Source organism: Aliidiomarina sp., from assembly GCF_022565475.1.
In the GTDB taxonomy this organism is placed as follows: Bacteria; Pseudomonadota; Gammaproteobacteria; order Enterobacterales; family Alteromonadaceae; genus Aliidiomarina.
In genome coordinates, this window is record NZ_JAIUMR010000002.1 from 181,958 (window position 1) to 197,508 (window position 15,551).

15 protein-coding genes are annotated in these 15,551 nt (G+C 50.4%); 7 read left to right on the forward strand and 8 right to left on the reverse strand.

Going from position 1 to position 15,551, the window contains the following annotated elements:
* The first annotated feature begins 118 nt into the window (after window positions 1–118).
* The 3 genes from LAT77_RS02585 to LAT77_RS02595 all read left to right on the forward strand — a co-directional run bounded on the left by LAT77_RS02585 (window position 119) and on the right by LAT77_RS02595 (window position 3,997).
* Window positions 119–700: a bifunctional 2-polyprenyl-6-hydroxyphenol methylase/3-demethylubiquinol 3-O-methyltransferase UbiG gene (locus LAT77_RS02585; RefSeq protein WP_290562983.1), complete on the forward strand. Its 582-nt coding sequence runs from the start codon at window positions 119–121 to the stop codon at window positions 698–700.
* A gap of 3 nt (window positions 701–703) precedes the next feature.
* Window positions 704–3,151: a DEAD/DEAH box helicase family protein gene (locus LAT77_RS02590; protein WP_290562984.1), complete on the forward strand. Its 2,448-nt coding sequence runs from the start codon at window positions 704–706 to the stop codon at window positions 3,149–3,151.
* 87 nt (window positions 3,152–3,238) lie between these two features.
* Window positions 3,239–3,997, forward strand: a complete 759-nt coding sequence (locus LAT77_RS02595) for a nuclease-related domain-containing protein (protein ID WP_290562985.1) — start codon at window positions 3,239–3,241, stop codon at window positions 3,995–3,997.
* Window positions 3,998–4,218: 221 nt separating this feature from the next.
* Here LAT77_RS02595 and LAT77_RS02600 read toward each other — a convergent pair whose 3' ends face one another.
* The 3 genes from LAT77_RS02600 to LAT77_RS02610 all read right to left on the reverse strand — a co-directional run bounded on the left by LAT77_RS02600 (window position 4,219) and on the right by LAT77_RS02610 (window position 6,420).
* Window positions 4,219–4,983, reverse strand: a complete 765-nt coding sequence (locus LAT77_RS02600; RefSeq protein WP_290562986.1) for an SDR family oxidoreductase — start codon at window positions 4,981–4,983, stop codon at window positions 4,219–4,221.
* A gap of 83 nt (window positions 4,984–5,066) precedes the next feature.
* Window positions 5,067–5,627, reverse strand: a complete 561-nt coding sequence (locus LAT77_RS02605) for a hypothetical protein (protein WP_290562987.1) — start codon at window positions 5,625–5,627, stop codon at window positions 5,067–5,069.
* 130 nt (window positions 5,628–5,757) lie between these two features.
* The gene (locus LAT77_RS02610) at window positions 5,758–6,420 is read right to left on the reverse strand and encodes a YoaK family protein (protein ID WP_290563124.1); all 663 of its coding nucleotides are present in this window, start codon (window positions 6,418–6,420) and stop codon (window positions 5,758–5,760) included.
* A gap of 223 nt (window positions 6,421–6,643) precedes the next feature.
* On the opposite strand from LAT77_RS02610, the gene LAT77_RS02615 reads away from it, so the two are divergent.
* On the forward strand, window positions 6,644–8,719 hold the full coding sequence (locus LAT77_RS02615) for a TonB-dependent receptor (protein WP_290562988.1): 2,076 nt from the start codon (window positions 6,644–6,646) through the stop codon (window positions 8,717–8,719).
* A 109-nt stretch (window positions 8,720–8,828) separates the two neighbouring features.
* Here LAT77_RS02615 and LAT77_RS02620 read toward each other — a convergent pair whose 3' ends face one another.
* Window positions 8,829–9,614, reverse strand: a complete 786-nt coding sequence (locus tag LAT77_RS02620; protein WP_290562989.1) for a hypothetical protein — start codon at window positions 9,612–9,614, stop codon at window positions 8,829–8,831.
* Window positions 9,615–9,813: 199 nt separating this feature from the next.
* Between LAT77_RS02620 and LAT77_RS02625 the strand changes: the two genes are divergently transcribed.
* From LAT77_RS02625 to LAT77_RS02635, 3 genes are all read left to right on the forward strand, one after another.
* Window positions 9,814–10,308: a hypothetical protein gene (locus LAT77_RS02625; protein WP_290562990.1), complete on the forward strand. Its 495-nt coding sequence runs from the start codon at window positions 9,814–9,816 to the stop codon at window positions 10,306–10,308.
* Between the two features lie 17 nt (window positions 10,309–10,325).
* The gene (locus tag LAT77_RS02630) at window positions 10,326–10,904 is read left to right on the forward strand and encodes an SOS response-associated peptidase (protein ID WP_290562991.1); all 579 of its coding nucleotides are present in this window, start codon (window positions 10,326–10,328) and stop codon (window positions 10,902–10,904) included.
* A 125-nt stretch (window positions 10,905–11,029) separates the two neighbouring features.
* The gene (locus tag LAT77_RS02635; RefSeq protein WP_290562992.1) at window positions 11,030–11,548 is read left to right on the forward strand and encodes a hypothetical protein; all 519 of its coding nucleotides are present in this window, start codon (window positions 11,030–11,032) and stop codon (window positions 11,546–11,548) included.
* 4 nt (window positions 11,549–11,552) lie between these two features.
* Here the strand turns inward: LAT77_RS02635 and LAT77_RS02640 are convergent, their stop codons facing one another.
* The 4 genes from LAT77_RS02640 to LAT77_RS02655 form a co-directional block, all read right to left on the reverse strand.
* Entirely contained in the window at window positions 11,553–11,732 is a 180-nt protein-coding gene (locus tag LAT77_RS02640) for a DUF6435 family protein (RefSeq protein WP_290562993.1), read from the reverse strand.
* A gap of 106 nt (window positions 11,733–11,838) precedes the next feature.
* Window positions 11,839–12,537, reverse strand: a complete 699-nt coding sequence (locus LAT77_RS02645; protein ID WP_290562994.1) for an OmpW family outer membrane protein — start codon at window positions 12,535–12,537, stop codon at window positions 11,839–11,841.
* 244 nt (window positions 12,538–12,781) lie between these two features.
* Complete coding sequence (locus tag LAT77_RS02650; RefSeq protein WP_290562995.1) at window positions 12,782–14,050, reverse strand: DUF4236 domain-containing protein; 1,269 nt, start codon at window positions 14,048–14,050, stop codon at window positions 12,782–12,784.
* Window positions 14,051–14,207: 157 nt separating this feature from the next.
* Entirely contained in the window at window positions 14,208–15,512 is a 1,305-nt protein-coding gene (locus LAT77_RS02655) for an ethylbenzene dehydrogenase-related protein (RefSeq protein ID WP_290562996.1), read from the reverse strand.
* Window positions 15,513–15,551 lie beyond the last annotated feature (39 nt).

The following is a 15,551-nucleotide window of genomic DNA, read 5'->3' on the forward strand; positions in this document are numbered from 1 at the left end:
GGCATATTGTTGCAGTGCTGGGGAGTGTTGCGACGGTGGGTGTCGCGAGTGAAACACCGAGAGTTCGGCTTTACGAAGAATTGCGCTATGATGGTTCAAAGAATTAAGGATAGACGCAATGAGCATTGATTATTACAACGAAAATGCAAAAGCTTTTGACGCCGATACAGCCGACGTCGACATGTCAGCGCTATATCAAGAGTTCCTACCATTATTGCCAGCTGGCGCTCATATTGTCGATGCAGGCTGTGGTTCAGGCCGCGATGCGATGGCATTTCAATCGCAAGGATTCCGCGTGACCGCATTTGATGCCAGTGAAGCCTTGATTACAATTGCCTGTCAGCGTCTTGGTGCTGACCTTGCAGTCCAAGCAACCTTTTTAGAGTTCTCAGTGAAAGAACCGGTCGACGCGATCTGGGCTTGCGCTTCGTTGTTGCATGTTCCTTTTGATGATTTGCCACGAACGTTCCAACACTTGGCTCATCAGCTGAAACCAAGTGGAGTGTTTTACTGCTCGTTTAAATATGGTGATAACGAAAGTGAACGGGGTGGCCGACGTTTCACCAATTTAAATGAGGCGCTTTTGGCACAGGTGATTGAGAGTGCATCATTGCGCGTGAAGAAAGCGTGGGTGACTGGTGACGCGCGACCGGAGCGTGAGCATGAAAAGTGGCTGAACGCTATTTTGGTGAAGGATTAAGTAATGGAATTGGCGAAGGGATATTTGCTGACTACAGGGACATCGAAAGACCCGCTCTTACCCAAGTTAATTCATGCCATTAATCATGCAACGGCGATTGATATTTGTGTTTCGTTTGCACAGCCTTCGGGTGTGGCATTACTGCTTGAACCGCTGATTGATGCAATAGATAACAATGCTGTCATTCGTATTATGACTTCGGATTATTTGAGCATTACGCACCCCCAAGCACTTCGCCAACTGTTACTTCTGCAGCAACGTGGTGCTGAAGTTAAGCTATATAAATGCTCGGATCGTAAGGCATTTCACCTTAAGTCTTATATATTTGTTCGGGAACGAGTATTCGAAAGTGGTGCAGAGCTTGAAGCGGGAACTGCATTTGTAGGTTCGAGTAACTTAAGTGCTAGTGCTTTAACCTCTGGTATGGAGTGGAATCTTCGTTTTGACTTAGCGCCAAATTCTGATCATTCACAGGAAGAATTCGCTCATATTCGACGTAGTTTTGAAACCATTTTTAACGGACCTGAAACCCACGAATTAACCCGACAACTGATCGAGTCGTACACCAAGCAGTTTGAAGAAATCGCACGGCAAAACGCGCCTTTGATTCAAATTTTGGACATCGAAGACGAACCGGAGCCTGAACAGTTCACCCCAAACAGCGCGCAAACCGAAGCACTCATTGCACTGCAAGAAAGTCGCAATGCTGGTTACAGTCGCGGATTAGTCGTCATGGCGACAGGGATGGGGAAAACCTGGTTATCCGCATTTGACGCCCAGCAAATGAAGGCTTCCCGTGTGCTGTTTGTAGCGCACAGAGAAGAAATTTTATTGCAGGCTCAGCGCACGTTCAGCAATCTCTTTCCAGATAAAAATATTGGTTTTTATAACGGCTCTGAAAAAGAAACCGATGCAGATTTTGTGTTTGCCTCCATTCAGTCATTAGGCAAGTTAGAGCACTTACTGAAGTTTGCGCGTGAACATTTTGATTACGTTGTGATTGACGAGTTTCACCATGCAACCGCCCGTGGCTATCAGAAATTGCTGAGTTATTTTAAGCCGAAATTTCTTCTCGGTTTAACCGCTACACCGGAGCGCACTGATCAATCGGATATTTTGAGTCTCTGTGATAACAATCTCGTGTTTGAACGCAATATTACCGATGGCATCGAGAATAAAATTCTCGTTCCGTTTCACTATTACGGTATTCACGATGAGTTTGTCGATTACCAAGAAATTCCTTGGCGTAATGGGCAGTTTGTTCCGTCTGCTTTGGATGTTGCGTTTGCGACGCAAAAGCGTGCGAAACATATCTATCAGACTTGGTTGGAACATAAGCAAACTCGGACGCTCGGCTTTTGTATATCGAAGCGCCATGCCGATTTCATGGCTGACTATTTTAAGCAGCAAGGCGTTGAAGCCGTTGCTGTTTATAGTGGTTCCGAAGTACGCCGTAACGAAGCATTAGCATGGTTAAGTGCTGGGAAAATTGACGTGGTGTTTTCTGTCGATTTATTCAATGAAGGTACCGATATACCGTCAGTCGATACTGTTTTGATGGCACGACCCACTGAATCGAAAATTCTCTTTTTACAGCAACTTGGGCGAGGGTTGCGACTGTCTCCCGATACCGGTAAATCACACGTCGTTGTCCTCGACTTTATTGGTAATCACAAATCATTTTTAATTAAGCCTTCGGGTTTGTTGGGTATCGGTGGATTACGTGCCGGTGCCAAACGCGTCGTAAACAATAACTTTCAGCTGGCTGAAGGGTGTCATGTCAATTTCGATGTCGAAGTTATCGACTTTTGGCAACGGTTAGTCCGCGAAATGGGCTCAAAGCTGGAAGATGATTACGACGAATTAAAAGTGGCGTTAGGACACCGACCGACCGCAACAGAATTTTTCCATGCAGGTCATTACCAGCGAGCAAAAATTCGTTCACGATTTAATGGTTGGTTGGGGATGATCGCCAAGCTCGAAAATGATCAGCGCCTGTTAACATTGAATGATCGCCATGGTGCATTTCTCCGACAAGCCATTGAATCTACGAATATGACCAAATGCTTCAAAGCTATATTCATGCAAGCATTTATTGAGCTTGATGGCTTTAAGTTACTCGATGGAGTAATGATGGGTGTTGATCTCAAGGCGCTTGCGGTACGAAGCTGGGAAATACTTCATCGCTATCCGAAGGCTGTTGCCGTTGACTTGCGGGAGCAAGAGCAAAGATTAAGCGCCGATAGTCTGGACTGGTATCGTTATTGGCTAAAGAATCCAGTGGCGGCTTTCAGTTCCGCAAATAAGTCAGATGACCAAGCATGGTTTACCAATGATGGAACTCGCATGGTACCGAACTTTATTGTAAGTGATGAAGAGCGAGAAGTGTTTGAAGCGATCGCACTTGAGTTGTGTGATTATCGGATGGCGGAGTACCTAAGTGGGAAGTAATTTAATAGGGCTAGACGAGGCGTAGAATCCATACTCGGCACTTAGGTTATTATTTACGCAGGTTTTATATTTGTTCATGGAGTTAGAATGAAGTCCCCATTGAAGGCGAAGCCGCTAAAGAACCCTGGTGAGTCACTTGAGCAAAGACGCATTGACGTCGCAGTCGATCGTGTGTTTTTCCCTCTAACTGTGGCAATTATGATGTTTTTTTGGGCCTTATATGAATGGTATCGCTGGCTGTTCGATATACCTTTAAGTCCCTATCTAAATACTGTACTCGCGTTGGGAGTTATCATTTGGGCGACTTTTAGGATTGTTCGAGCATTTAAGGAAATTAAGTTAATCAATCAAGGCATCGCTAGTGAAAAAGCAGTTGGTCAGTTTCTTGAACGGCTTAGGGCTGATGGCGCTGAGGTTTTTCATGATATTCAGGGAGAGAATTTTAATTTAGACCACGTTCTTATTCATAAAAGTGGTGTTTTCGTTGTTGAAACTAAGTCGTTAAATAAACCTCGCTCTGGTAAAACGGAGCTCATCTACAATGGCTCAGAAGTCTTACGGAGCGGAAAGCCATTAGCGCGTAATCCAGTAATTCAAGTATCAGCAGCATCCGGTTGGTTGCGACAATTGATCTATGAAAGCACCGGCCGTCGCGTTGCTGTGAAAGGAATTGTTACCTTCCCGGGGTGGTATATCCACTCCAATCACAACACGCCGAAAAATACTGTGTGGGTACTCAACCCGAAGGCAATTCCATCGTTTATTACTAAACAACCCGAAACACTCTCAAAAGAAGACGTGCACTTAATAAAGTTTCATCTTGGTAAGTACATTCGAGCGTTATAATTGCATAGCGATGAGAATTTCTTCATTCGACATGCGGGTGAGGTCGTTGTTTTGCATGTGTGGCCCTCTCAATAGTCCTTTATTGTCGGCACATCCTGTGCCCGTGCTCGGACGTTGTTCCTACGTTGCCATCGCTCCTGCTTGCGAGCTCGGAACCTTCCCTAGAAGCGACTGTAATCAGATTAGCAGGTAGCTGCGACATCCTGTGTCGCATGCAAATTTTATCGCGTGATCCACTTGTTACTGAGGCGCAACAGCCAGTCGGGTGAGATTTTGCTCGCGAAGGCCATGAGTTTGGTTTGTGTGCCCACCAGCCAATGCACTTTGTTGCCTTGGTAATGTGCCATCATCCACACAGTTTTTGCGACATCTTGTGGCGTAAGTCGCACACCTAATCGCCCGATACTGCCTGCATTCATATCGGTCACCATGTTGGTTTGGACGAAAAGAGGCATGACATCCATGACTTGAATGCCCTTCGTTTCCCACTCGAGGCTGAGTGCTTCGGTTAGAGCACGAACGGCGAATTTGCTGGCGGAGTAGACGGCAAGTGAAGGTTGTCCGTACAGAGCGCTGGCTGAGCTCATGTTGATCACGCGAGCGCCGGGTTTGAGGTAGGGCAAGGCTAGATAACACCCGGCAAGCACGCCGTTGACGTTGATGTTCAGTACGTTTTGTTGTGACGCCAGTGGTAGCGAGTCAACGGGCCCCGAGACAAGGACGCCGGCGTTGTTGAAGAGAACGTCAATGCGCTGATTGTTCTTGCTTGCAAACTCGGCGAGTGCGCGTTGCCACGCATCATTGTCGGTGACGTCTAGATCACCGATGACGAGGTTACTGCCGTGTGCGCTTGCCAGCTGTTGCAGCCCCTGTTGGTCAATATCATAGGCGCCGACCAACCACCCTTGGGCAAGGAAATGCTCGGCGGTGGCTTTACCAATACCGGCAGCGGCACCACTGATGAAAATGCTTTTTTGCTCTGACATGTTAGGACCAAGTGACTGATTTTCAGTCAATATAGCATTGTTATTGTCTAGTTTAACAATCGGTGATGTGATGGAAGTGACCACTACCAGTCGTCGAAGTCTGAATTAAAGGGGTCGTGAAGATCGTCTTGAAACAGGTCATCGTCGAGTCCTGTCGACATGGAATCATCGAATGCCGAGTGATTGATGCTCGAATGCACGTCGTCATCGAAAAGAGAGCTTCCTGATAGCGACGTATCAAACGAATCATCATGGATGGAACTAGAAAGATCGAAGCCGAAGGGGTTGCCGGCGATATCGATGCCGCCTTCCGACAGCATGGGTAATCCTGAGGCGGGGTTTATACTGGGTTCGATGTCTAATGATGTGACGGTAACGTCAGGGCTATCGTTGAGCGACGTTTCGCTCGCAAACATACGAGCCGTAGTACTCACCGGCAGGAAGTCTTCCTCGTCGGTAATGAGTGCGATTGAATCGTCGGTTGAGTCCGACAAAGAGCTGGGCTCGAACGCAGTTATCTCGTCCTCGTTGAGTAGATGGCTTTCTTGCTCAGCCGGCCATTGGTCTTGGGCCTCGCTGTCTCGGAAGAAGAACTTGATCGCGACGATCACAACAATCAACAACGGCCAGAACGCATATTCCATGGTTTAACTCCCTTTTTGGCAATTCTTCGATTATAGCGGACTCTCCAGTTTAAGGTGGCGACACAAACTTGTGTGATTGAGCATTCCGGCTCCGAGCCACAATTGTAACCTTCTGATTTGCTTGCAGATGTCAGTCACTATGCGTTTGTTTATACCAACGGTACGACACGGCCAGTAGGGCGCAAATCATGACGGGGACGTACAAGGCGTTGAAGGTGAAGTAGCTGAACATGACGGCGCCAAAGCTGCCGCCGACAATGAAGCCGGTGACAATCAGGGCGAAGAGCAGGGCTTTGCGACTGTCGAAGGGTTCGCCGCGCAGTTTGGCGCCAATCATGATGCCGATGTCGGTGAATATGCCGGTGACGTGGGTGGTGCGAATAACTGCGCCGCTATAAGTGGTGACCATGGCGTTTTGTAGGCCGCAGGCGGCGGAGGCAAAGTAGTGGCCAATCGACGAATCTTGGTTCAAAAAGGCGATGGCGGCAAGAAGTAATGTTCCTTCGACGGCGAGTAGGCCACTGTAATTACGCCCCATTTTTAGGGCGCCACTGCGGAGGAAAAAGCCAGAAATGGCTGCACCGATGACAAAGGCGGCGACAATCCCGGCTAAGTGCGCGGTGAGCCAGAGGCTATTCGTGGCTAGCCCGGTGCCGATGAGGGTGGTAATGCCTGAGAGATGCGAAATCGATTGATGCTGGAAGCCGAGCAAGCCGACGGCGTTGACGAAGCCTGCAACCAACGCAAGGATAAACGCGCCATATTCCACCCATTTCGGTAACCGAGAAACCACCGCAGTGTCCTTATGCATCCGACCTGCTACTAGCATAGCATTTTCGCCGGCGAGGTGGGTATGTGGTATTCCGGCTCCGAGCCACAATTCTAACTCACCGCTTTATATGGATATTTTGCCGACGCCTATTTGTTATAGTGTAACACTTCATGGTATCTTTCGGCTCGTTGTGTTGTCGTGATTCGACAACGGGGATGTGGCAGTAATAACGGCAGAATAGATCATGGTGCAGCGTAATCAATGGGTGGTAAGTGGTGTCGCACTAGCAGTGGCGGCGGTGTTGGCGGTATCAGTGCAAGCGCAAGAAGCTGAGGTCGAACGGACTGTTTCTGCGGCCGCGGATGAGGTGGAGCGTATTCAGGTTCGCGCTGCCGGCTTGCGTCGTGACGTTGTCGATATGGCGGGCCCGGTGTCGGTGTTAAGTGGCGACGAGCTGGTTCAGCGCGCGGAAGCGAGTATTGGTGAAACTCTGAAGTTTGAGCCGGGCGTGCATGGTAATTATTTTGGTCCAATTGCATCTAGTCCGGTGATTCGTGGTTTGGACGGTGCGCGCGTGCAGGTCGTCCACAACGGTATGGGGACTGGCGATGTGTCGCGTGAAGGTCCGGATCATGCCATTACTGCGGACGCAATTACTGCGCAGCAAATTGAAGTGCTACGCGGACCAGCGACGTTACTGTACGGCAGTGGCGCGATTGGTGGCGTTATTAATGTGGTCGACAACCGCATTCCTCGTTCAGCGGTGACCTGGCCAGAAACTGTCGTGCAGGGTCGCTTTAATACGGCCGCAAGTGAGCGCTCACTCAGTTTTGCTCACGACAGTGGCAGTGAGAACATTGCGTTTCATGCGGACGGTTTTTACCGAAATGGCAACGATTATCGGGTGCCAACCTATACCAGCGACGACGGCTTTAGTTCACGTCGTCTCGACAATTCGTGGTCAGAACATCAGGTGTTAAATCTGGGTACTAGTTATGTTGCTGACTGGGGTTTTATTGGCTTGAGTTACGGCGCTATTCGCAGTGAGTATGGGCTACCTGAAGGGCCAGACGATCCGGCCGAAGCGGATGATGGCGAGTTGATTAAACTGAATCAGCAGCGTTTCGCATTAGCGGCGGAATATCAACCACAACATGCGAACTGGGATGTATTGACAGCTGACGTCGCATTTACAGACTACGACCACGCTGAATACGATGATGGTGAACCGGAAACCGAATTCACCAGTAAGGCGTGGGAAGTTCGTCTGTCGGGAACCTATGTGTTGCCACAAGGCTGGCGCGGCATTGTGGGCTATCATGGCGCGTTTCGTGATTACGAAGCGGTCGGCGAAGAGGCCTTTACGCCGAGCACGGATACCGACAGTCAGGCGCTGTTTTGGCTGCAAGAGCGTGCATTTGGGCGGTTGACGGCTGAGTTTGGTGCTCGAGTTGAGCGTCTCACTCAGAAGGCGCCGGAAGTTCGTGATAGTGCCGGTGTTCAAGCAATTCGTGACTCTTTTGACTTGTTCAGTTGGTCGGTCGGTGCGGTTTATCGCTGGCGCGAAGGGCATCAATTGACTTCGGCGTTTAGTCGCGCTGAGCGTGCGCTCGCAGCCAATGAGTTGTATGCCAATGGTATTCATGTGGGAACGCGTTCTTATGAAATTGGCACGGCATATCGGGTGAATGGTGACGAGATTTTGGAGGACTCGAGTTTGTCCAAAGTCGAACGAGCGAACAACCTCGATGTGGGTATGCGTGGTGATATTGCGTCGGTGTCCTATCAGGTTAATCTGTTCTATAACGAAATCGACAATTTCGCCTATTTACGGAACCTCGGCTACGAAATTGAGGGGCTGACGGCGTACCAATATACGCAGCAGAAAGCCCGCTTGCACGGTGCTGAGGCAAGTTTGACCTGGCGTTTTCTTCCGAATCAGCAAGTGACGGTCATGGGTGACGTGGTTCGCGCGCGGTTGGTCGAAGGTGTTGCGGGCAACAGCAATCTGCCTCGCATTCCGCCACATCGTTTCGGGGCGGAATATCGTTATACGGCGAATCAGTGGGTTGCAACTGCCGGTGTTAATCGTTATGCGGCACAAACACGAGCAGCCGCCAATGAGTCGCCAACTTCGGGTTACACCTTGTTCGATGCGTCGGTGAACTACAACTTTGTTTGGAACGGCCACGATATGATGTGGTTTGCCAAGGCGCAGAATCTGACAAATGAGCTCGCTTTTGTACACAGCTCGTTTATCAAAGATGACGCGCCGCTGGCTGGCCGCAATTTGAGTGTCGGCTTGCAGGCTCGATTCTGACCATGGGTTTTGGCTCCGAGCCGCAATAGCTCACCAGAGTGCTTTTCGGCTCCGAGCCACAATTCTAACCTGCTGATTTAACGTGGGTTCCTAAATCTGTATCCGTTTTCTATCTTGCCGGCTCCGCAGCGATGACGTAGTCGTAGCCGGTGGGTAGGCCGTTGTGCTTGGCAATCAGTGCAAGGCCACGTTCGGTGAGTACATCGACTTGTTTTGTCATGGCGCTGGTAACGGCAGGGTCAATTCCACAGGCTTCGAACCGGGCAATGCGCTGGCGGCACATCTTCATTTGCGATTGCACAAAGCGCTCACCGAAGCGGATCGGAAAGCGCTTTCCAGAAACAATATTGAAGCCTGCTCGCTGCAAATGACGCGCTATCCAATCACTGGGATACTCGCGATACGGTCGTTCGCGTGCCATGAGTAAACAGCTGTCTCGAAACCGCCCAACATCCCCCACGTACAGTCCAACCTCGTCTTTTTCGACAACAGGGACATAGGGCTCAAGTCCAATGATGTACATACGTCCCTTTACTAGAGGGCGCAGGCGCTCGAATACGAGGTCTTGCCAATAGGGTGCGAAGCCGTCGATGGCTCCGACCAAATAATCAACCAGCACCGTGTCAAACTGTTCGCCTTTCAAAAGCTCGGGGTCAACCCAATTGCCGACGACCAAGCGGTCATGGTCGCGCATTGTTCCGGGATAGCTTTCTTGTGACGACTTCGCCATCGCTTGTGATGCGGTAATCGCCGTCCAACGTTCGGTGTTCAAGGTGCTGATCCATTGCAGCGACTTCACCCCAGTCCCCGTGTCGAGGAAGCTTCCCCACGGCGTATCACCTTGAAGTTGTTCGACATACTTAAACAGACCCGAGATTTTGATTGGATTTTCCATAGTTGTAGGTACCGAAATATCTGAATGAAGAAATTTTCGGATGTTATAACATATCAATTATTCTGATGCGAGTTACGGCTCGGAGCCGAAATGCCTTTTCGGCTCCGAGCCACAATTCTAACCCGCTGATTCGTATATGGTTGTGAAATCTCTTGTTGCGATTTATGGTTAGGGCACTGAGATTTAGAAGGATAAATAGATGTTGCATAGCTACGATATTGGTCTGTCATTACACTTTTTTATGGCCTTCATGATAGGGGGGCTTTGTTTTGTGCCGTTGTGGATTTCGCTGGGTGTGAAGCGAAAAATCGATATGAATGTCGCGATTAGCCTCGCGATTGGTTCGGTGGTTGCGGTGTGGTTGCTGTCCTATTCGGTATATGGAACGAACGAGGTGCGGCTTGAGGGTGACTCGCTTAGCGTACGTGCTGGGCTGCATCGGACGAACGTGGCGGTTAACGATATTATTGCTGTTCAGCATCTAAGTCGAGACGCGCTACATGCTTCAGAGTTTCGACCGGGTCGGCGTGTGGGTGGCACTGGTTTTGGGCAGTATCAAGCGGGCTGGTTTCGCTTGGAAAGCGGTCAGCGAGGCTTTGTTTTGTATGCTGAGCGCCCTCAGGAATTCACCGTGATTGAAACCGTCGCCTACCCGATCGTTTTGGGTGGTCGGGTGAATGTTCCTGGACTGTAAATCAAGAGGTTCAAGCTATGTGTGGACGATTGAATGTGGTTGATGATCCCTTGTCGCGCTTGGTTTCTGAGCAACTAGGCTTGGACTTCCGGGTGACGACGAACCGTGATCTGCGACCGACGCAGGACGTGCAGGTGGTCTCGGCAGCAGGCGCTGGCATGCAGCAGCTCACCACACACTGGGGTATTCAGCCGAACTGGGCGAAACGTCTGTTGATTAATGCGCAGGCGGAGACGGTTGCGAGTAAACCCACGTTTAAGCGTGCTTTTGCGGAGCATCGTTGTTTGGTGCCGTGCAGCGGTTGGTATGAATGGCAGGCGCAAGCTGGGCAGGCGCGCAAAACCAAGTATTTGTTTCACGAAGCGTCGGACTTGCCGCTGTATATGGCAGGTATCTTTTATCCTTCAGTTGAAGGCGCACAGCTTGTCACACTCACCACTGCACCCACCGAGCAATGTGCGACCTACCACCACCGCATGCCTTTGTTGATCCGCCCTTCAGAAACGCAGTTTTGGCTGCACAGTCGCGCCGACGAGTTAGGGCCATTGCTTGTTGCACCAGCGGATATTGAATTGGCGGTGGAATCGGCGGGGTAATCGCTGGTTTTGTTGGTGGCTCATGGTCTACAACGACTGGGATCTGTATTCTCTTTTTGGTGTGATTTCGGGAATAATTAAGATTGTTGTCAATTGACAATAGCAAGATGAAGGACTATCGTTGTATGACCAGTAAAAAGCATCCTGTTGGGGGCAAAATGAAAATGTTTGAATTCAGTTTGCGATTTGATATTTCAGCGTGTCAGAAGAGTATCGATGCTATTGATGATCTTCTGTTCGAAGCTGGATGTGATGACGCGCTTGTACGGCATGGTCGTAAAGGTGAAATTCAAATCGATTATAATCGAGAGGCTGAATCAGCATTGATGGCATTCGAACGGGCGAAATCAGAAGTTCTCTGCGCACTTCCTGGTGCTCGGTTTCTTGAAGCGAAACCAGATTATGTGAGTCCATCGGATATAGCGGCGAATTATCAAATAAGTCGCCAGCGAGTTCTTAAGATCATGCAAACGAAGGGCATCAGCATTCATCCGATGACCAGCGTCGGCAACACTCAGATCTTTCGTCTGGCCAGTGTAATGAACCAACTTGAAAAACTTGGGACACCGATTGTTGACGCTAGTTTGTACGAAGCAGCGCAGGCCGCGCAGAAGTTAAATGCCGAAACGCAACAACTCGGCTAGAGGCTTAGCCTTTCGTTTCACCTTCAATCCTTTGAATTTCCTGCCAAATCTTATCGGCTTCTGCCGAGATCTCTGAGCTTTTGCGAATATCGCCGTTGCGTGATGCGTACATAGCGTCAGCCTGTAGCTTTGCCAGTTGTTTACGAAGCTTTTTCGTCGGGTGAGATTTGAATAAGTTAAACATGGCGTATCCGTTAGTTGGGTTTGTAACGGATACGCCGTTGCAGCAAAAACAGTTCAGTGCAGGCATTCCGGCTCCGAGCCGCAATTCTATCTTATTGATTTAATGCTTAAATCTTCCAGCGAAAACCGAGCATGGCGACGACTGGGTCGATGTCGACGTTGACGCTTTGCACGGTGTTGCCGTTCACTTTCACTTTACCGGTAGTGTCGATGGCCATTTTGCTGACCATGAAGTGAATGCCCATGCGCTCAGTTAGTTGATAGTTAAAGCCAGCCTGCAATGCTAAGCCCCATGACTCGCTCAAACTCAGGGTGACGTCGTCGGCAGCCGTGGTGACGTTCAACGCAATTAATGCGCCTTCAAGATCAGTGCTAACTTTCTCACTAAAGAAGGTGGTGTAGTTCACGCCGATGCCAACAAATGGCTGGAACGTGTGGTGTTGGGTGAAGTGGTACTGTGCCATCAGCGTTGGCGGCAAGTGTTTGGTTTTGCCAATATTCAAGCCGTCAATCGCCGAACCTTTTACCTTCAAATCATGGCTGAATGGCGTGGCTGCGATTAATTGCAAACCGAAATTCTCGCTCATGCGATAGTCGAAGGTTAAACCCAATTGAGTGTCATTACTCACACCGACGCGAGTTGAGTTACTGGGTAAACCGGCAACCGTCTCGATGACATTTAAGTTACTGCTGCTTTCGTCCGGCATAACACCGATGGCTCCGATGTTGACAGAGAAGTCGGCCATAGCGGGTGCAGCTAAGAAAGAAGAAAGAGCGAGCGCGACAATTGATAATTTCGTTTTCATAGGGGGTATCTCCAGTTTGGTAATGGCACCATTATCGAGCGCTTACCGCTGGAGACTTTGCGGTAGATCAAATTACCCTATTCGTTATAGGAGCAATTCTGCAAAACATTGAGCTAGAACAAGTTCTGGGTTCTGGCTCGGAGCCGCAACTCACCGCGTGCATGGTGTGGTTTTCGGCTCCGAGCCAGTACGGTAAACAATTCCGGCTCCGAGCCGGAATTGTAACTACATGATTTATCTCAGGTTACGAAATGTGTATCGGGCGAAAAATGCCGGTTTTTGTCATGTCGCGTTTTAGGTTGAACTGTTCGAGCGCACGAACGAGGTCGATGCTCTCGAGTTGCTCGAGGTTGAGTGTCGCCCATTGCTGGCGTGTGATCATCACTGACAATAGATACTCGTCGACCTCGAACCCGGTCGCAGCGCTCACAGTTTGGGTATAAGCGGAAACTTCGAGCTCATCGATACTGGGTAATGTCACGAAGGCCACACCAGCGATGCGGAAAACGACGCCATGGACGTGGCGTGCGTACTCCAGCCTTTGCTGCGTGGCGCTTTTCTCCCGGACGAGCAATCGGCGTTGGGCGTTATTGAATTCGGCGGATTTGCTCGGGAAGGTATCCGCAGTGGGCAAATCGACATCCAGTTTGAGTTGACCGTCCATGATCTCGAAGTCGACTTGAGTTTCTCTAGGCCAGTCGAGTTGGCTTAGCTCCTGCTCCAATACATTGCTCATAAAGTTAGGGTCGTTCCGCAAGTCTTCGGCAAAGGCCTCATGCAAGGCTTTCTGTTCTCCCTCGTGGAGTGACTTTTCGTTGCGCCAACTTGCTAATTTCACCGAATAGACTTCAGTGAGTTCTGCCCGCTGCTGCTCAATAACGCCATATTCTGCTTTCCAGCGAGTATGCTGCGCTGCGTTGTTCTCACAGCGTCGTTTTTCAAGTGACGGCAAGAGGCGATGCCAGAACCGTTGCGGCGTCGCTGCGGGCTCCGACGGTAAATCGGGAAGAACGGGTGGTTTGGGTTCTGGCTGCGTATAATCCACCACCTCATATTCCGGCGGTGAAACGGACAAAGACGGTGTATCGTGGTGAATATTGACTAATAAATCATGATCGTCATTAATCCGGTTGCGCTCTTGCTGCAAAAAGGCGAACACCTGCGCTTCATGGTGCTCCCAAATATGCCGTACCAACGCGTTGCTTGCTGCAGTGCCGTCTTCGTTGAACATCGACAACTTACCGCGTTCATCACATTCAAGAGTGATTTTTCCGGCACCTGTTAGCCTGTTGTTGGCAGCGCGAGACGCTCGCCTTTGATGCGCTTTACTCTTGTCGAGGCGCGTGCGATAGGACATGCCAGTCCCTGGCGCACCAACGTTGCCGTATACGCCACGCCGACCTGCAGTAACACTCGCGCCACGAATCCCGGCAGAAACGCTAACGCCGGTTTTGCCAAAATTGAGTCGAACACCCGGAAAAATCCGAACCCGTCGTTGAAATCGAAAAGCCATACAGCGCTCCTTGTGCAGTGAATTCCGGCTCCGAGCCGGAAAGGTAACTCATTGTTATTCGGTGATTTCCCGAAGTTGTACGTGATTGTCGTTGGAATTCGGGCTCCGAGCCGGAACGGTAACGCACTAATTATAGTGAAGTTTTCAATTTTGTACGTTAGGGCTTGCGGCGTTCGATGTAGCGCTGGAACAGCGGCAGGTAGCCGTGGTGTTCGCGCACGGTGATGTCAAAGTCCGCTTGAATCAGTCCAGCGCCGGGGTGGCGTGTAACCAGCCACTCCCAGGTGACTTGACCGGGGTTAATTAAATGCACTGGATACCACTCGAGATCATCGTCGCTGAATGGTTCACCGCTATACTGGGCAACGATGTCAGCATCGACGCCAAGGCCTAAGGTATGCGGTAGCGACACGTCATGATGGCGGGCGCCAACGCCGTTTTGGTGCACGGCAAACGCGACATGATATATCGAGCCCGGTGTCAGGGTTTTGCTATCGAGCGGATTTGGGCTCGCCAAGCTGCGTGTTAGCGTCACCCGCCATTCGCCATCGGCATAGCCACCAGAAGAGCGAATCGCGCCACGCGCTCCATCCGGCTCCTGTAATAAGCGAAACGGCAGCACGTCACCGTCTTGCCATTCGCGTGCTGCGTCAATGGGGACCGCGACCTCTTCACTTAAATAATACCAATCATCCTGGTTATACCCTCGAGCGAGCAACGTGTCCCACGACAGCGCATGAAAACCCACTTGCTCGGCATCGAACATATAGGCCGGCCCTTCGTCTGCAGCGTTATCGCGATACATACCGCGACCCTCTGAATTCAAGCGATAATGCAGTACATAGCCATTATCCGCATAGCCTAACGGATGCGAGCGGTGCGCCCGCCATTGCCATAAATCCAAAAATTCACCGCGCTCTTGCATGGCGGCAATATCACGCAAAGGTCGCACCGCATCCCACGCCGCCGGCTCGGTGTAGCGTGAAACCGTGCGCGACTGTGGAATGTATTTGCGCACATCGGTGCGGCCCATCTCGGTACCTAAAATTGGGTGCGCAGCAACGTCGTCGGCAGATACCGCCGAGTCCAATGTGCGCATGCCGGGATGCACCAGCATCCAACCGCCATAACGGCTAAAGCCTTCAACGGAGCCATCGTCGAGCATCATACTAATGCGGTCTTCGTACAGCCGATTGTCGTCTGGCCCCGATGCGCCGGATCCCATCCGCACCCAACCGCCATCGCGGTAAAGCCAGTATTGGTGATACCAACTGGGCTCGGAAATGGCCATGCGGTAATGCAGTCGAAACACCTCGTCGTCATACTCCGCTGCGACATACAGTGTTTTGAGCTGGGTCTCGGGTGCTGGCTGTACGGCAGCGACTTCAGGGTCGCCGATCTCACGAGGTGAACAGGCGGACAGGATCAAAATAAGAAGAAAAACCAGCAGGGTACGTTGCATAGCGACAGCCTTATCTTGTTGTTGTCACAGCAGCATAGC